Annotated in this window: 24 protein-coding genes; 5 read left to right on the forward strand and 19 right to left on the reverse strand. The window is 34.5% G+C overall.

All coding sequences use genetic code 11. The annotated features are described in order from the left end of the window. The 4 genes from MVY38_RS01045 to MVY38_RS01060 all read right to left on the reverse strand — a co-directional run. The coding region (locus MVY38_RS01045; protein WP_297482497.1) for a response regulator at positions 1-238 on the reverse strand (238 nt) is incomplete at its 3' end. A gap of 24 nt (positions 239-262) precedes the next feature. Beyond that, a complete protein-coding gene (gene feoB / locus MVY38_RS01050; RefSeq protein WP_297482499.1) occupies positions 263-2,407 on the reverse strand; it encodes a ferrous iron transport protein B in 2,145 nt (714 codons plus the stop codon). Beyond that, a complete protein-coding gene (locus tag MVY38_RS01055; RefSeq protein WP_297482501.1) occupies positions 2,404-2,631 on the reverse strand; it encodes a FeoA family protein in 228 nt (75 codons plus the stop codon). Before MVY38_RS01055 ends, feoB begins: the two co-directional genes overlap by 4 nt. Before the next feature lie 12 nt (positions 2,632-2,643). Next, a complete protein-coding gene (locus MVY38_RS01060) occupies positions 2,644-3,915 on the reverse strand; it encodes a hypothetical protein (RefSeq protein WP_297482503.1) in 1,272 nt (423 codons plus the stop codon). A gap of 152 nt (positions 3,916-4,067) precedes the next feature. On the opposite strand from MVY38_RS01060, the gene MVY38_RS01065 reads away from it, so the two are divergent. Then, the gene (locus MVY38_RS01065) at positions 4,068-4,625 is read left to right on the forward strand and encodes a CDP-alcohol phosphatidyltransferase family protein (protein WP_297482505.1); all 558 of its coding nucleotides are present in this window, start codon (positions 4,068-4,070) and stop codon (positions 4,623-4,625) included. Between the two features lie 2 nt (positions 4,626-4,627). On the opposite strand, the gene MVY38_RS01070 is transcribed toward MVY38_RS01065, so the two are convergent. Beyond that, positions 4,628-5,014 (reverse strand): DoxX family protein, encoded by a 387-nt coding sequence (locus tag MVY38_RS01070; protein WP_297482506.1) that lies wholly within the window; start codon positions 5,012-5,014, stop codon positions 4,628-4,630. 2 nt (positions 5,015-5,016) lie between these two features. After that, complete coding sequence (locus MVY38_RS01075) at positions 5,017-5,217, reverse strand: hypothetical protein (RefSeq protein WP_297482508.1); 201 nt, start codon at positions 5,215-5,217, stop codon at positions 5,017-5,019. An 81-nt stretch (positions 5,218-5,298) separates the two neighbouring features. On the opposite strand from MVY38_RS01075, the gene MVY38_RS01080 reads away from it, so the two are divergent. Further along, positions 5,299-5,697: a hypothetical protein gene (locus MVY38_RS01080; RefSeq protein WP_297482510.1), complete on the forward strand. Its 399-nt coding sequence runs from the start codon at positions 5,299-5,301 to the stop codon at positions 5,695-5,697. Here the strand turns inward: MVY38_RS01080 and MVY38_RS01085 are convergent. Further along, the gene (locus MVY38_RS01085; protein WP_297482511.1) at positions 5,694-6,938 is read right to left on the reverse strand and encodes a DNA recombination protein RmuC; all 1,245 of its coding nucleotides are present in this window, start codon (positions 6,936-6,938) and stop codon (positions 5,694-5,696) included. The two genes, MVY38_RS01080 and MVY38_RS01085, sit on opposite strands and share 4 nt — an antisense overlap. A gap of 284 nt (positions 6,939-7,222) precedes the next feature. On the opposite strand from MVY38_RS01085, the gene MVY38_RS01090 reads away from it, so the two are divergent. Both MVY38_RS01090 and MVY38_RS01095 read left to right on the forward strand, forming a co-directional pair. Further along, positions 7,223-8,764 (forward strand): DEAD/DEAH box helicase, encoded by a 1,542-nt coding sequence (locus tag MVY38_RS01090; protein WP_297482514.1) that lies wholly within the window; start codon positions 7,223-7,225, stop codon positions 8,762-8,764. 103 nt (positions 8,765-8,867) lie between these two features. Further along, on the forward strand, positions 8,868-9,248 hold the full coding sequence (locus MVY38_RS01095) for an HIT family protein (protein WP_297482517.1): 381 nt from the start codon (positions 8,868-8,870) through the stop codon (positions 9,246-9,248). Between the two features lie 15 nt (positions 9,249-9,263). On the opposite strand, the gene MVY38_RS01100 is transcribed toward MVY38_RS01095, so the two are convergent. The 7 genes from MVY38_RS01100 to metK all read right to left on the reverse strand — a co-directional run bounded on the left by MVY38_RS01100 (position 9,264) and on the right by metK (position 13,991). Beyond that, positions 9,264-10,262, reverse strand: a complete 999-nt coding sequence (locus tag MVY38_RS01100; RefSeq protein WP_297482520.1) for a beta-ketoacyl-ACP synthase III — start codon at positions 10,260-10,262, stop codon at positions 9,264-9,266. After that, positions 10,263-11,261 carry a phosphate acyltransferase PlsX gene (gene plsX, locus MVY38_RS01105; protein WP_297482524.1) on the reverse strand — a complete coding sequence of 333 codons (999 nt, stop codon included), beginning with the start codon at positions 11,259-11,261 and terminating at the stop codon, positions 10,263-10,265. A 3-nt stretch (positions 11,262-11,264) separates the two neighbouring features. Further along, positions 11,265-11,414, reverse strand: a complete 150-nt coding sequence (gene rpmF, locus MVY38_RS01110) for a 50S ribosomal protein L32 (protein WP_013326319.1) — start codon at positions 11,412-11,414, stop codon at positions 11,265-11,267. A gap of 25 nt (positions 11,415-11,439) precedes the next feature. Further along, complete coding sequence (locus MVY38_RS01115) at positions 11,440-11,820, reverse strand: hypothetical protein (RefSeq protein ID WP_297482526.1); 381 nt, start codon at positions 11,818-11,820, stop codon at positions 11,440-11,442. A gap of 42 nt (positions 11,821-11,862) precedes the next feature. Beyond that, entirely contained in the window at positions 11,863-12,276 is a 414-nt protein-coding gene (gene ndk, locus MVY38_RS01120; RefSeq protein ID WP_297433694.1) for a nucleoside-diphosphate kinase, read from the reverse strand. 158 nt (positions 12,277-12,434) lie between these two features. Continuing rightward, positions 12,435-12,719, reverse strand: coding sequence for a 4Fe-4S dicluster domain-containing protein (locus tag MVY38_RS01125; protein ID WP_297482529.1), 285 nt, complete (start codon positions 12,717-12,719; stop codon positions 12,435-12,437). A gap of 114 nt (positions 12,720-12,833) precedes the next feature. Next, positions 12,834-13,991, reverse strand: coding sequence for a methionine adenosyltransferase (metK, locus tag MVY38_RS01130; protein ID WP_297482531.1), 1,158 nt, complete (start codon positions 13,989-13,991; stop codon positions 12,834-12,836). A gap of 167 nt (positions 13,992-14,158) precedes the next feature. Here metK and MVY38_RS01135 point away from each other — a divergent pair, with 167 nt between their 5' ends. Beyond that, a complete protein-coding gene (locus MVY38_RS01135) occupies positions 14,159-14,755 on the forward strand; it encodes a peroxiredoxin (RefSeq protein ID WP_297482534.1) in 597 nt (198 codons plus the stop codon). Between the two features lie 164 nt (positions 14,756-14,919). Here MVY38_RS01135 and MVY38_RS01140 read toward each other — a convergent pair whose 3' ends face one another. The 5 genes from MVY38_RS01140 to MVY38_RS01160 all read right to left on the reverse strand — a co-directional run bounded on the left by MVY38_RS01140 (position 14,920) and on the right by MVY38_RS01160 (position 20,606). After that, entirely contained in the window at positions 14,920-16,200 is a 1,281-nt protein-coding gene (locus MVY38_RS01140) for a sensor domain-containing diguanylate cyclase (protein WP_297482536.1), read from the reverse strand. A 61-nt stretch (positions 16,201-16,261) separates the two neighbouring features. Beyond that, entirely contained in the window at positions 16,262-17,992 is a 1,731-nt protein-coding gene (locus tag MVY38_RS01145) for a diguanylate cyclase (protein WP_366939731.1), read from the reverse strand. A gap of 39 nt (positions 17,993-18,031) precedes the next feature. Continuing rightward, a complete protein-coding gene (locus MVY38_RS01150; RefSeq protein ID WP_297482539.1) occupies positions 18,032-18,379 on the reverse strand; it encodes a hypothetical protein in 348 nt (115 codons plus the stop codon). A gap of 56 nt (positions 18,380-18,435) precedes the next feature. Next, positions 18,436-19,320 (reverse strand): DMT family transporter, encoded by an 885-nt coding sequence (locus MVY38_RS01155; RefSeq protein WP_297482541.1) that lies wholly within the window; start codon positions 19,318-19,320, stop codon positions 18,436-18,438. Next, on the reverse strand, positions 19,314-20,606 hold the full coding sequence (locus MVY38_RS01160) for an ATP-dependent RecD-like DNA helicase (RefSeq protein WP_297482593.1): 1,293 nt from the start codon (positions 20,604-20,606) through the stop codon (positions 19,314-19,316). The genes MVY38_RS01155 and MVY38_RS01160 overlap by 7 nt, the downstream gene beginning before the upstream one ends. Between the last annotated feature and the right edge of the window lie 10 nt (positions 20,607-20,616).

The following is a 20,616-nucleotide window of genomic DNA, read 5'->3' on the forward strand; positions in this document are numbered from 1 at the left end:
TAATAGGAATATCTTGACGCTCACGAATAGCCTCACATACTTCAAGTCCGTCCATTCCCGGTAGTGTCAAATCCAAAATAACTAAATCAAAAGGTTCAAGTTTTAAAATACTAACCGCTTTAAATGGATCATCTTCTGTTATAACTTCAAATGCAAACTGCTCAAGATACTCAGTAAGTATTTCAGCAAGTTCTAAATCATCTTCTATCATTAATATTTTTTGTTTTTTATCTGACATTTTTTAACCTTTTTTCAAATTATATCACATTAACATTAGTGTAACTCTATAGCCTATAAATGCTAAACTATATGCTACCACAGAAGTAAAAACAAAAAGATAAAACGCATACTTCCAACTTCCTGCCTCTTTAGCAAAAACAGTTGTTGCTGCTAAACACGGTAGATATATCATAATGACAATTATAAACGCAACGGCTGAAGCAAAAGGAATATTTTGACGAATATTATTTGCCAAAGATTTCGATGACTCATCCACATCACCACCTATAGAGTAGAGTACTCCTAAAGTAGAAACAACCACCTCTTTTGCTGCCAAACCAGCCTGTAGTGCTACATTCATTTTCCAATCAAATCCAAGTGGTGCGACGATAGGTTGTGTAAATTTCCCCAATCTTCCTAAATAACTCTCTCCTAATTGTGCTTCTGCAAGTTGATTTTCTAAAAGTGCTTTTTGTTTGACACTGACACTTTTTTCAATCTTTGCACTATAGATTTTATCGAGATTTGTATTATGAGGATAGTTACTTAAAAACCAAATAATCATAGCAGCACCAGCAATGAAAGTACCTGCTTTTTTAAGGTACATTATAGTTTGTGTTAAAACAGTATGCCAAATAAGTTTAAAAGTAGGAAGTCTATACTTTGGCATCTCCATAACAAATGGTTCATCTACACCTTTAAACGCAGTAATCTTCAAAATTTTAGCAAATATAAGTCCTAAAATTGCACCTGAAATATAGATACCAAAAAGGACATTCCCTGCCATACTTTGAGCAAAGAACGCTCCAGTAAAAAGTACATATACAGGAAGTCTTGCGCCACATGACATAAAACCAATAATAAAGAGTGTTAAGAGTCTATCTCTGTCATTTTTCAAAATTCTCGCACTCATATAGGCTGGAATGGAACAACCAAAACCTGTTACAAGAGGAATGAAACTCTGCCCATGCAAACCAAATTTATGAAAAAAACCATCGAGTAAAAAGGCGACACGGCTCATATAACCCGTTGTTTCAAGCAGTGCAATACCAATAAATAGAATAATAATATTTGGCGTAAAAAGCACAACAGCACCAACTCCGCCAATAATTCCATCAACAACCAAAGAGCGTACATCATCATTTGATATTGTTGGAGCTATAGTCGTTCCAAGCCATGTAAAAAAACCATCTATCCAATCCATTGGAATATTTCCAAGTGTGAAAGTTAATTGAAACAGACTCCACATAAAAAATAGAAATATAGGAATCCCGAAAATAGGATGGATTAAAAGAGCATCTATCTTCTCTGTTAATGTTTTTGCCTCACTCTTTATTGTCGTCTGCTTCACAACCTCAGCAACAATTCCACGGTTAAACGCAGCGTACTCTTCTGCAAATGCCTCTTTTATATCATCCGTATTATGATGCAATTCTATATGTTTTGAAGCCTCTATGACAATAGGCTGAAGTTCTGTCCATATAGGCTCTTCATGCAGTTTCTCATAAGTTTTTTTATTCTCTTTGAGTAGATTAATTGCTATATTTCTATAGCTATTTACAGCTTCAAAATTATGCTTTTGTAAATAAGAGACAATATTTTCTATCTCCTCTTCAACTGCTTCACTAAAAATAAGTTTAGGCTCTTGTTTTTCTCCTTCAAACTTTTTCACAACAGTCTCAATTAACTCTTCAATCCCTGTTTTTGCAGCTGCCGAGACTTTTACACAAGGAATATTTAGCAGTTCACTCATATATTGTGCGTTTACTTCTATTCCCTCTTTATCCGCTTCATCACTCATATTTAGAGCAATTACAAGTTTTTTACTCATTGTAAGTAGCTCAGAAGTAAGTTGAAGATTTTTTTCTAAATTGGTAGAGTCCATAACATTAATAATAATGTCATACTCTTCGGCACATAAATAATTATGTGTGACTCTCTCTTCTATTGTATAATCAGTAAACGCATAAGTTCCAGGTAAATCAACAACTGTAAATTTATAATCTTTATAATCAAAAAGCACTTCTGTTTTATCAACCGTTACACCAGAAAAATTTCCAACATGCAGATGGGCATTACTCACCGAGTTGATGAGCATACTTTTTCCAACATTTGGTTGTCCAACAAGTGCTACTTTGATGTGTTTAGCAGTTATTGGGCAAACTATTTTTTCATTGCTCGCTTTCATATCTTTTTTACCTCTATTTGCGCAGCTTCCTCAGAGCGAAGTGCCAAACGCATTTTGCCCACCTTAACCTCAATAGTCTTTTTGCGTGGAGCCTGTGCCAATACTTCTAACTCAGCATCTTTCATAATACCAAAAGAGATAAGTCTCTGTTTCAAATCATACGCTGCGTTTAGCTTGGAAACTTTTACTTTTTCACCTCTGTCACAATCTAATAAATTTTTCATTTGACTCTCTTTTTAAAAATTATAATGTAGCATTACCTGCGCACGGTTCCAGTCATTATCTGTTTTTACGCTGCTTTGTCTATCTTCTTCAATCACATACACACCACTGAGGATAAACTCATCATTTACATTGTATTCAAATCCAATATCTTGTTCCCTAATATGAGCTTTAATGTTTAGGCTGTCTTTATCACCAAAAAAATCACCATAAGCGTAAAGAAGATTAAAATTATCGTAATTATACGATATTCCACTAACAATAGCCTGAGCTTTTCTATCTGCTGCTATTACATCTATTGTCATTGTATCCATACTTGTAAAAAGTGAGCCTCCACCTGTTCCTAAAAAGAATTTATTGCCATGAGAAGCATCACAGCTATTGTAGGCAAAGTTTACGCCAAGACCACCAAATACAAACTCCAACATTCCACCGTAAACATCTGCATCATATCCACTACTTGAGAGTTCATCTTCTTTTAAAAGTTGTACCATTGCGTGCAGATTCACCTTTTTGGTAAGAGGATAATTTATGCCTGTATCAAAATAGCTGGCATTTGTTTGTCCTGTAATGTTGTAAAACCAGGCATTAAGCTCATAAATATCATTGTAACTTACTCCTGCGAAGTTTGTTCCATTTTTTCCAGTACCGCTCCAACCCTCGTCCAAATCGGCATCATAACCCTGCCAATTATTTATGCGTCCTGCCATAAGATGAAATCCGCTAAGTTCATAACTAGCCACATACGCTTCAAAACTGTTTTGTACCATTCTGATGTCATCACTGTCTGCAAGGGGAGTATCTAACTGCTGGCGACCAGCTCTAAAATTAAAATTTTCATGCATATAGTTAATATATGCTTCTCCTATTGTTGTATATTCTCCTTTTGATGAAGAGAGCTCATCATTATGTGCCTCATTTTCCCCACTTGCAAGAGGAATATCATGAGAAGTGTAAACTGCAACGCCAGCATTAAAGCCATTGAGTTTTGCCAACTCATACTTTAATATTCCACCTATAGCTGTTGCATAATTATTTGCAACTCCACTCTCTTTTTGCTTATATCCAGCATACATTGTTTTAAATTGTCCTGACACCTTTGCATCTTTGAACATATGCTTAAAATTATCTACCATAGATACATTCTTATCTTGCATCTTTGAGACTTGCCCCATTACCTCTTTTACAGAGTGTAAGCGCTTTCTTGGCGTAACTTCCTCCGCAGTTAAAGTTGCAGTGAGACAAGCTATATTCAGCGTTATCAATACACTTTTAGTAAGCTTCATTTCTATATTCCTAAATAATTTTCAGAAATGATAACCAGTATCAACTTATATTTTACTTATTAATGATAATAAATATCATTACTATATATATTTTATTTCTCTGTTTATATCCATTTGCTATAATTACCTATTAATAATCACTAAGGAAGAGTATGAAATTTTTATGGACACCCACTTCTCATTTTAATCTAGCCAATCTTTTTACTTTTGTAAATATAGCGGCTGGACTTATGGCAACTTACTTTATCACACAAAACAATTTTGTTCTTGCAATTATTTTAGCGTGGATTGGTGGCGCATTTGATATTTTTGATGGAAAGATTGCTCGAAAATATAATCTCTCAAATGAATTTGGCATTCAACTCGACAGCTTTGCAGACTTTTTAAGTTTTGTCCTTGTTCCTGTGTTTCTAATCTTTCAAGCCTCATATGCTCCATCACTTAGCGGATTTTGGCTCATTATTGCTGCAGTTGTAAGTATATACTATGTTATCTCTGGTCTACGCCGCCTTATACATTTTAATATAAATGCAGATGCAGGAGAAGTTGAAAACTATTTTACAGGTGTTCCCACTCCTCTTGGAGCTATACTTTTATGGCTGACATATTTACTCAACACTTATGCTATTTTACCTGCTGGCGGTGTTATTTTATTTATGCTTGTCATTGGATGGAGCCTTAATTCAACTATAAAAGTAAAACATCCTTAGTTTTACTTTGAGTTTACCCCATATCGCCCAGTTCCTATTAGCACAATCACTAATGCCATTACAAAAAACATAAGCGGTGTTTCAAAACTAAATGCACCATATTTTGTAAATGAGAGATGAAATCCATAAGCAAGATAGATAGCCATCAACATATTAAACGCAACAACACCTGAAGCGATGCGTCCATAAAGTCCTAAAATAACAAACAAAGGAGCAATAAGCTCTCCCACATAAACACCATAGGCAAAAAATGCAGGCAAGCCAGCAGAAACGACTAGAGCGTGCACTCCACCTATGCCATGGATTAATTTATGAATACCATGTGCTAAAAGCAAAGATCCAAGTGTAACACGTAAAAGCAGTTTGGCAATATCTGGATATGTAGGCATTTTTATTTCTCCTGCAGTTGTTGTTTTCTAAATTTACACGAACCAATAGTTATCTCTTTACCCTCAGCTATAACCTCTTTTACATAGCGTAGCGTCCCTTTTGTATCTGCATCACCTATCTCTTCTTCAATAATTTTAAGAAGCTCATCTTCATCTGTTAAAGTCCATTTTTTTTCATAATTGTAGCGTGTTTGAATTTGCATCTGCTTCCTTATATTGTGTTTTCATTATCATATCGAAAAAAGAATTATGTTATAATTTTATTATTAAAATAAGGAACTCACATGAAAAATATGGTAAAACTTTTTTTGGACACTACTGATAAATTCTTATGTGATCAAATTAAAAGTACATTTTCACAAACAGAAAACAAGTATAAGCAACAGCACAAAGAGTTCAACTTAGAAAAAGAGTTACAACATTTTCAAGATAATCCGCTTGGATGTGTCATTGGTCTTAAATCTGATTTCGAGACAAAAATCAAATTAAAAATCAAACTTATAATTGGGCTCTTTTTTGTTTTAATCCCCATCATTGCGTTTAGTTTTGTCTCTTACATAATGAATGTTGACTATTCATTTGCTTTTTTAGCAGTTTTACCTATTGCCTTATGGGTATCAAATAGAATGGAAAATCTTTCTACAAGATATGTCCATACTAGAGCCCTAGGATTTGCAGCTTAAGATTCTTCGCTCTTAAGTGAAAGTTCCTTTTTAGGCTTCAAGCCTAGCTCTTTCATATTTTGTGCTCTTTTTATAACATTTCCTTTTCCGTTGCTAAGTCTATTCATCGCTTTATCATAGGCATCGTGGGCTTTGTTTAGATGCGCTTCTATATTTTGCATCTCCTCCACAAAAAGCACTAGCTTGTCATACATCGCTTCAGCCTCTTTAGCTATTTTTTGTGCATGTTCTTCCTGTCTTTGTGTACGCCAAATATGTTCTATGGTTCGAAGAGTAACAAGGAGCGTCGAAGGAGATACTACAAGTATTTGACTCTCATAAGCACGCTTAAAAAATTCACCATCCTCTTCAAGCGCAAGTAAAAATGCTCCTTCGATTGGCATAAAAAGAAGTACAAAATCAAGTGTATTTACCCCTTGCAATTTTTCATACTCTTTGTTAGAAAGTTCTTTAATATGCGCAGAAATACTTACTATATGCTCACGAAGTGCTCTCTTTTTGGCTGCCTCATCCTCTGCGTTTACAAAACGCTCATACGCCACAAGTGAAACTTTTGAATCAATAATAATATCTCTATTTTGTGGCATATGAATGATGACATCTGGTCTATATGTTCTATTTTCATCTGATTTTAGTGTTGCTTGGAGTTCATACTCCACGCCTTTTCTCAAGCCTGATTGTTCCAAAATATTTTCTAAAACAAGCTCACCCCAGTTTCCCTGCATTTTGTTTTCAGATTTTAGTGCTTTTGTAAGGTTAAGCGCCTCTTGTGAGAGTTGCTCATTCATCTTTTGTAAACGCAGTAGTTCATCTTTAAGTAAAAAACGCTCTTTAATATCTACTTCAAACTGTTGGCGTGATTGTTTAGAAAAATTTGCCACCTGCTCCCGAAAAGGTGTTAAAAGTAACTCAAGTTGCTCTTTGTTTAAGGCTCCAAACTCTTTTGATTTTTCATCAAAAATCTTATTTGAAAGCATATTAAACTCTTGTGACAACTCCTCTTTTGTGCGTTTAAGTGTCTCTATTTTCTCTTTTGAGTAGTACATCTCATTTTCATATCTTGTATTTAACACAGCATAATCTATTTCTAAACTTTTATACTCCTGCTCCAATGCTGTAAACTCTTGTACCTTTTTGATTAGTATTTTATTTACAGAAAGCTCTTTTACATAAAGAATCACAAACACCAACAGTGCAATAAGAAGCAAGGCACTTGCAATTAACAGAATATTCAGATCCATACATCATCCTAATATTTTTTCTTTATTATATCTTTTATTGTCTTTTGTAACATTATAAATTAAATTAATTAGTAACATTTCTATTTTTAATGAAAACTTAGAAATATTTCGCTATAATTCCACAAATATTTAAGTGCCAGTCCATATCATAGATAGCATAATATACTATTTATTATGGACTGGCACTTGAGGGGAAGATGCCCTGATAGACCTGAGTACATTTTAGAGAACTTGCGTCATCTCCTTATATATAAAAAGGCTACTTAAAGCCACAAAGGATAATGATGCAAGAAAATGCACAAATAGAAGAAACACAAATAGAAGAACCGACAATCACTTTTGATTCATTAGGTTTAAAACCAGAGATATTAAAAAGCGTAAAATTTGCAGGTTTTACTGTACCTTCACCAATTCAAGAACAAGCTATTCCTGTTGTTTTAGCAGGTCGCGATATGGTTGGACAAGCTCATACTGGTACTGGTAAAACAGCTGCGTTTAGTCTTCCAGCACTTAATAACATGAAACTAGATGGAAGCGTTGAGCTTTTAGTAATCACACCAACTCGCGAACTTACAACACAAGTAAGTGATGAAATTTTTAAATATGGTCGTAACTTAGGTGTAAAAACTGTTACTGTTTATGGTGGTAGCTCATACAAACGCCAACTTGACCTTATAGGTAGAGGGGCATCAGTAGTTGTTGCAACACCAGGTAGAATGCTCGACATTCTTAAACGAGGTATGCTTAATAACTTTGCACCAAGTATGGTTGTTCTTGATGAAGCTGATGAAATGCTTGATATGGGATTTTTAGATGATATTAATGAAATATTTTCATATCTTCCAACAAAGCGTCAAACACTTCTTTTTTCAGCAACTATGCCACAACCAATCAAAACACTCGCTGCAAAAATTTTGAAAGACCCTGAGTTCATCTCTATCACTAAAGGTGAAACAACAAACACAGACATTGAGCAACTCTACTATGTAATTGATGAGCATGAGCGTGATGATGCTATTATCCGTCTTATGGATTCTGAGGGGACTAAAAAAGCAGTTGTATTTTGTCGTACAAAATCGGAAGTAGATAGACTTTCAAATGTTTTGAGCAATGCTGGTTACCTTGCAAATGGTCTTCATGGAGACATGGAGCAACGCCAACGCGAGACTGTTATAAAAGGGTTTAAAAATGACTCTATAAAAGTTCTTGTTGCTACTGATGTTGCTGCTCGTGGTATTCATGTAAACAATATTGAACATGTGTTTAACTACCATATTCCATTTGACCCAGAGAGTTATGTTCACCGTATCGGTAGAACTGGTCGTGCAGGTACAAAAGGAAAGGCAATCACACTTTTAACTCCATTAGAGTTTAAAGAGTTACAACGCATTAAGAAAAAAGTGGGTACTTCTATGGAACACGCATTTGTTCCAAGCAAAACTGATTTGCGTACCACTACAATTGATAAAATTGTAACAAATATTGAAAATCAAAAAATTTATGATGAAGCACATACAGTTATTGAAAAATTGAGAGATGATATTGATGAAGAGACTATTATGTTTAAACTAATCTCTATGATTTTAGATAAACAAGATATCAAGGGACCAAGTAATATTGGTATTCCTGCTGATAAACTTGTCGCTATTTTAGAACGAGCTTCTAAACGCAACGACAATAACAGACGAGGTGGTCGTGGTGGTTACCGTGGAAACAACAACCGTAACCGTTCCGGTGGTAATCGTAGCCGTAGTAATTCTAGCCGTGATGGCGGTGGCTACAGAGGTAACAGAAGTAGTTCTAACCGCAACAGAAACAGAGACTAAAAACTCCTTCACTCTTAAAATGTTCCTCTTTTGGAACATTTCTCCAAACTTAGTAAACACAATAAACTCCATAGACTCCATAAAATTTTGATATAATGAACCTATGAAAAATTTAATTATATACGAAAACTCCCATTTTTACATAGAAAAAGAGAAAAGTGAAATCCCTTGGATTAAAATATTTTCTAAAGAGCCCTACAGAGAGCTAGGTGATATGCCAAAAGCACTGCGTTTAGAGTTATGGGAAATATATTATATTGTCGAAGAAGAGATGAAAAAATATTACAAACCCCATAAAATTAATATGGCATCATTTGCAAATATGCTTCCTCGTGTCCATATTCATGTTATGGCAAGATACAAGGAAGATAGTTACTTTCCAAACCCGATGTGGGGAGAAAAGTTACGAGAATCAAATTTGGAGTTGCCTAAAGAAGAACTATTTTATAAAAATCTGTTCCATGCATTAAGCAATAAAAGTTAGTAAACTTTTTTTAAACTATTTACTTGGTACAAATGGAATTAAAGCACTTCCCCAAGTAAGCCCTCCACCAAAGGCATCAAGAAGCATTATTTCACCCGATTGAAGTTTGCCAGATTCATAAAGGTCATTAATCGCCATTGGAATAGAAGCCCCTGATGTATTACCATATTTTTCAACAGTAATTACAACTTGATCTTCTCTCATATTCAGAGCATCACCAACTGCTTTAATAATACGCAAATTTGCTTGATGTGGAATAAAATGTTTAATATCTTCACTTTTAATATTATTATCTTCTAAAATCTCTTTTACATCTTTAGTCAATGTTCGTACTGCCACTTTAAAAGTTTCATTCCCTTTCATCTGCATAAAACAACTACCAGCTTCCCCGTCAAGAGAGTCATGAGCAGAACCTGTACCACCATTTGGAGTCATAAGCAAATCTGCATACTCTCCATCTGCACCAGTATTAATGTCAATAATAGCTTCCTCTTTGTTATTTGTAGCGGAGATAACAGCAGAACCTGCCCCATCACCAAATAAAATACAAGTTCCTCTATCAGTGTAGTCTGTAATAGCAGAGAGTTTTTCAGCCCCTACTATAAGAACATTTTTTTTCATTCCAGATTCAATAAATGCTTTTGCAATAGAGAGTGCATAGATAAATCCAGTACATGCAGCAGTAATGTCAAACGCAGTTGCACCTTTAATGCCTAGTTTGTTTGCAATAACTGTTGCAGTGGATGGCATACAAAAATAATCAGGTGAAATTGTAGCGGTCACAACAAGATCAATATCTTCTAGTGCAACGCCACTTCTTTTCAGTGCTTTTTGTGCAGCTTTAACGCCTAAATCACTTGTAAATTCAGTGTCAGCCGCAATATGGCGCTCTTTTATACCTGTTCTTTTTGTAATCCACTCATCCGAAGTATCAACCATTTTTGATAAATCACTATTTGTTAATATTTTCTCAGGTACATAAGCACCAATTGATCTAAAAGCTGCATAAGCCATCTATAAATCCTTTTGTTTTAACTCTTCTAGGCGTGTAATAATATGTTCATTCACGCCTGTATCGACATAACTAATAGCCTGATAAATAGCGTTTTCAATAGCTCTAGCATTACTCTTGCCATGACTAACTATTGCACAGCCTTTTATTCCTATAAGTGGAGCACCACCTACTTCAGCATAATCAATCTCTTTTTTAAGGAGTTTGAAAACTTTACGCATTAAAAGTGCCCCAGTAATTCTAATAGGTGATTTTTTAATATAATCTTTTATAAGTCCTGAAATTGTAGAGGCAACGCCTTCGCTCGTTTTAAGAACAAGATTTCCAATAAAACCATCGCAAGTAATAACATCACAACTTCCATTGAATATATCACCACCTTCTACATTCCCTTTAAAGCCAGGGTAACCTTCTAGGAGTTTAAACGCAGCCTTAGTGACTTCATTCCCTTTTGATGGCTCTTCCCCATTTGCAAGGAGTCCAATCGTAGGTTCTTTAATATCAAGTACATCTTCAGCATAACATCCACCCATAACAGCAAATTCTGCTAAATGCACTGCTTTTGAGTCAACATTTGCACCTACATCAAGTAAGATAGAGCGTCTATTTAATTTGGTAGGCATAAGCGTTACCAATGCAGGACGAGAGACACCTTTTAGACGCCCAAGTCTTAAAGTCGCCAATGTCATTGTCGCACCACTGTGTCCAGCTGAGACAACACCATCAGCCTCTCCATTTCTTACAAGTTCTACAGCGCAATATATGCTACTATCTTTTCGTTTTACTGCATCTGTGGCAGCATCACTCATAGATATTACATCATCACATTCGACAATTAAAATCTTATCTCTATAACGTTTTGGTAACAGAGGTAAAATTTCTGATTTTTTACCTACAAGAATAGGTGTAAAATGACGCTTTGAAAGTGCTTTGACACATCCCTTTACAATTGGTTCGGGACCAAAGTCCCCACCCATTGCATCAATGGCTATCTTAACCATTAACTATTTATACTCACCAGTAGTTGGATTAATATGATGTGGTAATCTATAAGTTCCATCTTTGTCTTTAACTGGACGCGCTAATGAAATTTTGTAATGTGTTCTTCTTTTTGCTGAACGTGAGTGAGATACTCTTCTCTTAGGTACTGCCATAGTAATGTTTTCCTTTTATTTAATTTTATAAGACCGCTAAGGTCACTAAATCTTGTTCTTTGCAACTATCACACGAGTGATAATCACTTTTAATGAGCTCTATTTCAGAGTTTAATAACTCCTCCATATCCACCTGCCCATCAAATGATTCTACAACATCTAAATCGAGGCTGCCATCATCTTCATAAAGTCCATCACTAATGAGGAACTCTACTTTTTCACTTAAATCCATACAAAATTCATCTCCACAAACATCACACTGAGTCTTTAAAGAACCTTTAATATCTGCATTAAGCAAAATTAACTTTCCCTTATAGTACTCCAAATAACCTTTGAAGCTTATCTCATTAGATTTTAATGAAAAATCTAATGGTGTAGATGTTACTTTTCTTAGCACAACTCTCATAGAATTACCCTAAAAAGAAGAAAAAATGAATTTTCATTAAACTTAAGAAATTTCTCTTTGGGAGAAAAAGAATGCAATTTCATTTGCTGCATTTTCAACAGAATCACTTCCATGAACTGCGTTTGCATCTATATTTTCAGCAAAGTCTGCACGGATTGTACCAGCTTCAGCTTCTTTAGGGTTTGTTGCACCCATTAAATCACGATTTTTTTGCATTGCGTTTTCGCCTTCTAAAACTGTAACAACAACTGGACCACTGATCATAAAATCAACTAAATCGTTGAAGAAAGGTCTCTCAGCATGAACTGCGTAAAATGCCTCTGCATCTGCACGTGATAATTGAAGTTTTTTAGTCGCAGCGATACGAAGACCATTGCTTTCAAAACGGTCTAAAATTTTGCCTATAACACCTTTTGCAACTGCATCTGGTTTGATTATTGATAGTGTACGTTCCATCAAATCTCCTCTGAAAATATAAAATTAGAGTGGAATTATACCTGAAAAAAAATTGTTTTTAGTTTAAATAAGAAAATTGAGTTGATTTACTGCGTTTGAAGTTTATAAAGAGAGAGTTGTAAAGCACCAAATTGGCACTTTACAGAATAAAAATATTACTATTCTACCACTGGTTCGTGATTTGAGCGTTGCTCATCAGTAATATCTTCACGATGCTCTGGAGAATCACCAACAGCATCCCAAGTGATACAACCCTCAGTTGGACATGCAGTTGCACATGCTGGTTCATCATGATGACCAACACACTCTACACATTTATCACCATAAACATAGTAAATTTCTTCACCTGTTGGATTGTCATCTTCATCTACAATTGCTTCTACTGGACATTCGTCTATACAAGCACCACAGTTAATACAAGTATCACCAATAATTACTGCCATTATCTTCTCCTATTTTTTTATCAAGGTAACTATACACTTTAGAATTTTAAATATAGCTAAAAACTCTTTATATATCTAAAATATGTAGCTTTTAGTTACATATAATTTTAAAAATTAAATGCTTAAATAGCTTTTAATCTCGTCAACTCTATCCGTTTTCTCCCAACTAAAGCCATCTTCTTCTCGTCCAAAGTGTCCATAAGCTGCCGTTTTTCTATATATTGGTTTTAATAAATCAAGTGATTTAATAATTCCAGCAGGAGAGAGGTCAAAAATATCCTTGATACAGCTCTCTATTTTATCTTCTGAAACTTTTCCCGTACCATGTGTATCTACCATAATAGAAACAGGTTGCACGACACCAATAGCATAGGCTACTTGGATGGTTACTCTATCACATGCACCCGAAGCTACAAGATTTTTGGCAACCCAGCGAGCTGCATATGCAGCACTTCTATCAACCTTGGTCGGATCTTTTCCCGAAAATGCCCCACCACCATGAGGGCAACTACCACCATAAGTATCAACAATTATCTTACGCCCTGTAAGCCCTGCATCACCTTGTGGTCCACCTATTACAAATTTTCCAGTTGGATTAATGTGAAAAACAGTCTCTTCACTTAACATATCTGCAGGAATGACCTCTTTTATGACCTCTTTAATCATATCTTGGCGAATCAACTCTTGTGAAATCCCCTCATGATGTTGCGTAGAGATAACAACAGTTTCAACAGATACAGGCTTATCATCAATGTATTTTACACTGATTTGTGCCTTACCATCAGGACGCAAATAAGGCACTATTCCCTCTTTACGAACATACGCCAGTCGTTGTGTTAAACGGTGTGCCAAATGGATAGGAAGAGGCATCAAAACATCTGTTTCACGACAAGCGTAACCAAACATCAAACCTTGATCACCAGCACCTGTCTCGCCACCTGCTTGGTCAACTCCCTGATTAATATCGGGTGACTGCTCCCCTATTCCATTTAAAACTGCCGCAGAACGGTAATCAAATCCATAAGTTGCATCTGTATATCCAATACTTTGAATAACTTCTCTTGCAATCTCTTGCATTGGCGCATACGCCGTAGTCTTCAGTTCGCCTGCAATTACACAAAAACCATTAGACACGAGAGTTTCACACGCCACTCTCGCATTTTTATCATTTTCAATAATATAATCCAAAACTGCATCACTGATTTGATCTGCCATCTTATCAGGGTGCCCTTCTGTTACAGACTCTGAAGTAAATATATACTCTTTCGTCATCGATTTTCCTTATTGAAGTACAGAGTCAAGCTCCATAAATCGTTGCAATTATAACCAAAAATATAAAACTTTTCTTTAACATATAAGTGTTCTTCTTTGTGTTCAGAACTTTGTTAAGATACTTTAGATAAAATCAGCTTATAAATTTAATATACAAGGACAAATATATGTTAGTAACAAACCCAGCTCCAGATTTTACAGCTACTGCAGTTTTAGCAGACGGATCAATCGTTGAAGATTTTAAATTAAGTGAAAATTTCGGTGAAAAAGGTACAGTTGTATTCTTTTACCCATTAGACTTTACTTTTGTTTGCCCATCAGAAATCATTGCATTTTCACATAGACATGACGAGTTTCAAAGCCGTGGTGTAAATGTTGTAGGTATCTCTGTAGATTCACAATTTTCACATTTTGCTTGGAGAGAAACTCCAGTTGAAAAAGGTGGTATTGGACACATTAACTTCCCATTAGTTGCAGACCTTACTAAAAACATCGCTCGTGATTATGATGTACTTTTAAATGATGCTGTTGCACTTCGTGGTTCATTTTTAATTGACAACAACGGTATTGTTCGTCACGCAGTTGTAAATGACCTTCCACTTGGAAGAAATGTTGATGAGATGTTAAGAATGATTGATGCACAACAATTTACTGACGAGTTCGGTGAAGTATGTGCTGCTGGTTGGCAAAAAGGTGATGAAGGTATGAAAGCAGACGCTGAAGGTGTTGCTGAGTATCTTGCAAAACACGAATCTGAGTTATAAGAGACTCTTTTTTTAAAGGACAGAGAATCTACTCTCTGTCCAACTTATCTAAAGCCTTCTCACTCGCTTTATTTGCTCGATTGTAGTACCCCTTATCTTGATGAGATACACAGGCACTCAATGTAACTAACATCATAAAACTAATCAAAAACAACTTTATATATTTATCGGTATGCAACTTGGTTTCGTCCTCCCTCTTTGGCCTCATACAAGGCCTGATCAACCCTCTCTAATAACGCAGACTTTTGTTCAGGTACTATATACTGTACAACTCCTATGCTAACGGTAATATTATAATGACCAGACATGGCAGTCTTCTCAACAAGAGCGCGAATTTTTTGAGCAACATTAAGTGCCTCTTCTTTATTCGTACCGTCAAGAATAAGCATAAACTCCTCTCCACCCCATCTACCAAAAGAATCCACCTGTCGTATACTCTTTTTAATGAGCTGTGTCAGATCTTTTAAAACAACATCTCCTACATAATGACCATAGGTATCATTTATATTTTTAAAATGGTCAATATCGAACATAAGAAGTGAAAAGGGTGTATTACTGCGTTTAGACCTTGCTATGTGTAACTCTATCTCTGCATTAATTTTATATCTGTTATAAATCTGTGTCAGACTATCAGTTGTGGCTAGATTCTCAAGTTTTTTCTCAAGCTGCATCTGTATTGTGACATCTTTTGCACTTACTACAAAATTTTTACTCTTTGTATACGCATCCTCAATAGGAGTAATACTCGTATCTACATAATAGAGTTCACCATTTTTCTTCTTATTTATTATAATATTATTATAGTTTTGTCCAGACAAAATTGTATGCCATAAATTGCGATAAAACTCTTTATTATGCTTTCCTGATTTAAAAATACTTGTTTTAGAACCAATCAGCTCTTCTCTACTATAACCAGAATTCTGAATTACAGAATCATTCACATAACTGATAATTCCATTACCGTCAGTAATAAAAACTAAACTATCACTCTGCTCTAGTGCCTGTGCAAGAAGTTTAACTTTATTCTCTTTTTCAACAATATCAGTAATATCATTAATAGTTCCATAAAGACTTCTGGCACTCTCCCATTCATCACGCTCTACTAAAAATTTAACATCAAGCCATCGAATAGTGCCATCTGCTGTTATAATTCTATGTAGCAAAGAAAATTTTCTCTTACTACTTCTAAGACTATCTTCTAAGGATTTTAAAAAAAAGTCTATATCTGCATCGTGAATTATGGATTTATAATGAATCTTATGTGATAAAAAATCCTCTTTAGAGTAACCAAACTGTGAGACATTTTCAGTTATATAATTAAGTTCACACTCATAATCAATTATACAGCTAAATAGGACTACACTAGAGACTTCCATGAGCTTAGTGAATTCTAAGAGTTGTTTACAACTATTATCTGTATAAGCTTGCAACGCAATATTTTTCATACGAATATTATACACTACTTATTCTAATATTTATATGTTATCTAACTTTATATAACTAATTTCACTTAAATGTGACCTTATTCCTACCATTTTCTTTTGATAAATATAAAGCTTTATCCACTCTCTCAAGAAGCATTTTTTTTGTATCATTTTTAGCAAATGTACAAACACCCACGCTAATTGTAATTTTATATAAATTATCTACACTAAATTTTTCAACAATTCTACGTATTTTTTCACCAATATACATTGCTTCAGCTTGATTAGCTTTATGAAGTAAAAGCATAAACTCCTCCCCACCCCATCTACCAAAATTATCCACTTCTCTAATATTACTTACAATAAGTTCACTCAACTTCTTTAAAACCAAATCCCCAACATAATGTCCATATGTATCATTGATTCTTTTGAAATAGTCAATATCAAACATTAGCAAAGAAAAAATTTCCCCATATCTTTTAGAACTAGCAATTTGATGTTCTATGATTTCATTTATTTTATAGCGGTTATAAACCTTTGTGAGACTGTCAATAGTAGCTAATTGCTTCAATCTATTTTCAACTTTAATTCTATTGCTGACATCAGAACCCGTACAAATAAAATATTCTATTTTATTTTCTTTACCAAATATAGGTGCAATATTAAATTCAATATAAAACTCTTCACCACTTTTACTCTTATCTACTATTACATCATGATACATCTTACCTGAAAGTATGGTATCCCACATTTTTCTATAAAATGTCTCATCTTTTACTTTAGATTTTAACATGCTTGGCTTAGAGCCAATAAGTTCTTCGCGTGAATAACCAGAGAGCTTGGTAAAAGCTTCATTTACATAAATAATATGCCCACTTAAATTTGTAATTAACACAAGTTTATCTGTATATTCAAGTGCTTTGGCTAAAAGTGTCACTTTCTCTTTTTGTTTCACTATTTCTGTAATATCTACAACACTACCTGCACCTACATATTTTCCTTTGTGCATAATAGTATCAACAGCAATTCGCATCAAACAAATTTCGCCATTTTTTTTAATTATTTTCACATCACTGTACTCTTTGAAAAACTTTTCTCCTAAAAGACGTCGACTTACCGAATTTTTAATCTCTGGCCTGTCCTCTTCAAGACATAATTCCCATGGATTTATATTTTTCAACTCAGATAAACTATACCCTGTCATTGATTCAAATGCTTTATTTACATAAATAAACTTATCATTATAAATAAAAAAACCCGTAAAACTAATCTCTGCAATTTGCTTAAATTTCAGTTCACTCTCCTTACGCTTTTGCACCTCAATATTTAGAGATATAGTGCTGGCAACTGATACAGAAAAATCTATTTCACTTTTATTCCATTTATGAGAATCTTTTTTTGAAGCATTTACCATTATGCCTATAACCTTTCCATTCGTTAAAAAAGGCGTAAGTAAAAATGACGAACTTTCAGAGAGTTTCATGTATTTATAAAAAGATGCACATAGTAAGTTCTTTTTATTTTTAGCGTCCAATAAAATAGGAAGTTTTAATTCAAATTTTTCAATACACTTTTGTGGAATTTCTATCTGAATTGTTTTATTATTCGTAAAATATTTATTTTTCTTTGAATAAACTCCGACACACTCAAGAACTCCTTTTTCTTTTTTATAGAGCCAGATACTTGAGCGTGATACAGACAATGATTTATTTGTAATTTTTAATATTTTTTTAAAAGTTTTAGAAAGATTATCAAATTCTATCTGTACAAGTTTTATAAGGGCATTTTTAAAGTGCCTATTTTGTTCTTTAATCCGCTGTAGTTTATTAACAAGTTCTCTATTTTTATTTTGCTAAAAGACAACTAAATCATCATTTTTCAATTTTTTAATTGTATAAAAACGCCAAAATTTTATGCCACTGTTTTTGTACTCTTTTACCTCGAGTTTTTGCATTTCACCCAAGAAGTAAACACTGAAAAGCTTTTCTAATAGGTTATTATCTAAATTTATATCAAAAACATCTGTAATTTTTTTTCCAATTACATCAGAGTCTAAATTATCTGATTTTTTTGCATTTTCATTCAAATCTACAAATACAAAATTCCCATCTATATACCTGTAAATAACAACATTATCGGGCAGGTCATTGATAGATATGTCAATATTTTTAGAATCTTGTGACACTTCTTCTTCTCCCATTTTTAAAGAATAATTGTTATTATATAACAATTCTACTTAATAATCTATCACATAAATCACTTTTTACTCACAAAAACCCCACCAAGAATTATTAGACAAATACCTGCGAAAGTAAGAATATCTGGAAATTTATCTCCAAGCATCCATCCAAAACCTATAGCAAAAGGAATATTTGTATAACTAACAACCCCTATTACACTCAAATTTTTAGCACTATATGCCTTAGTAAGCAGCCATTGTGAAAGTGTTGATATGAGTGCCATAAGTAAAATAAGTGACCAAATTTTCAAACCACTTGGCACAACAAATACAGGAAATAAGAACCCCAAAGAGTGGGGTACATCGACATAGCCCGCAAGTAAAAAAAGTACAAAAGGCAAAAAAGCACCCACCATAACAAAAGAGAGAACAATAACTCTCGAATCATATATATCTTTTATTTTTTTAATAGTCGTATAGGCGGCTGCCGCAAAAAAACCACCTAACACCCCTAAAAAATGCACATATGAAAAACTCATGGCAAATGGTTTTGTAATCAAAACTGTTCCCATAAATCCTATAAATAGAGCCGCTATTACCCTCCTGCTTAAATGCTCTTTGAGCAGAAAAAAGGCTAAAATAGTAACAAAAAAAGGCGAAGTTTTATTTAGCGTAATTGCTTCACCAAGAGGAATTACCGTGATGGTATAAAAAAACAGAATCATCGCACTAAAGCCTAAAAAGCCCCGTAAAAAAAGTAGATGAAATTTTCCACCACTTAGCTTAGCAGGGGTGTGTTTAAGCGCATACAAAATCAGAAATATCCCAAAAAGATTTCTAAAAAAGACAATTTCTAAAGCAGAAATATCTTCCGCAAGTATCTTTGTAATAGCGCCATTAAAGGCAGAAATAAGTGCCGAAGCGAGCATAAAAAGCACACCGCTGTCTACTCGCCTTAACACGCTTTATTTTCCGCCACAAACTCCATCGCCTTTTTATTTACAAAAGCCAATTCATACCACTGTTTTTTCGGCGCAATGAGCGTGAGTCTTGCAGGGTTGCTTGAACGCGAAAGTGCTACATAGAACTGTGAGGGGGCAAATATCTCATTTGTCTCAATTATCAAATCTTCTATGCTCATTCCCTGTGATTTATGAATGGTAATGGCAAAAGCAAGCTTTATAGGGTACTGATAGAGAGTAAAAAGCTCCTCTTCAACCATCTCTTTTTTCCCTTTTATTGTTTTTTCCTTCCACTGCGTTTTACTTTGTGCAACGCTCTCTAGTTTTATCACTTTACCATCAGCTTTTTGCACATAAACGCAGCTCTCATCGGCATTGACTACAATACCGCGCTCACCGTTAAAGTAGTTCCATGAATTTCTTGTAAAAAGTACAGGTGCACCAACCTTAAAGAGGAGCTCTTTTTCTATTCTGGCATCTTCCATAAAACGCTCTATTTCTCTCTCTTGTACTGATTTTAGGTGTTTTATGACTTGCACTTCCCTACTTTGAAGCTCCTCATCTATGAACTCAAGCTGGGTTTTGTTGTGTCTTTGTGCGGAGATATTTTTGCCAAACAAAAAGGTAAAAGCACTCAAATCTTCTGGCAATGGATGAATGAACTCATTAAGATGATTGTGTATCTGCTCATCTATATGCCCAAAACGCACTGCGTTTAGCAGCTCAATAAACGCAATGTCATCGGTACGATAGATATGTGTCAGCTCTATTTTTGTGAACTCAAACGCAGCCCATAGAGGAGATTCAAAAGCAAATTTCACCTCACCATATCCACGCACTACAGGCGGTAGCTGTAAAAAATCACCTACTACTAAAAGCACTCCATCAAACGCAGCCTGTTCTAAGCGCAGCGCTATCATCTCAAACAGAGATTCACTCACCATAGAAATCTCATCGATTACTATTAGATCCATATTTGAAATAAGCTTTTTACTCTTTTTCTTTATCTCATATTTGCCATTTTTTTGTAGTTCATCTACATCTGAGGCGATGCCAAGGTCAAAAAAACTGTGAAGTGTCTGCCCATTTATCAAAGTAGCGGCCATACCCGTTGAAGCAAGCTTAGCAACTTTTTTTGCTTCATTTTCATACATCTTTATAACATGACGAGTGATGGTCGTTTTACCCACCCCAGCGCCACCTGTCAAAAAAACATTCTTTTTATTTTGCAATGTATCAAAGGTAACAGTTTCGTAATTCATACGCGCATAATAACAGTAATTCATATAAAATTTA

It is taken from the genome of Sulfurimonas sp. (genome assembly GCF_027056685.1).
Taxonomy (GTDB): domain Bacteria; phylum Campylobacterota; class Campylobacteria; order Campylobacterales; family Sulfurimonadaceae; genus Sulfurimonas.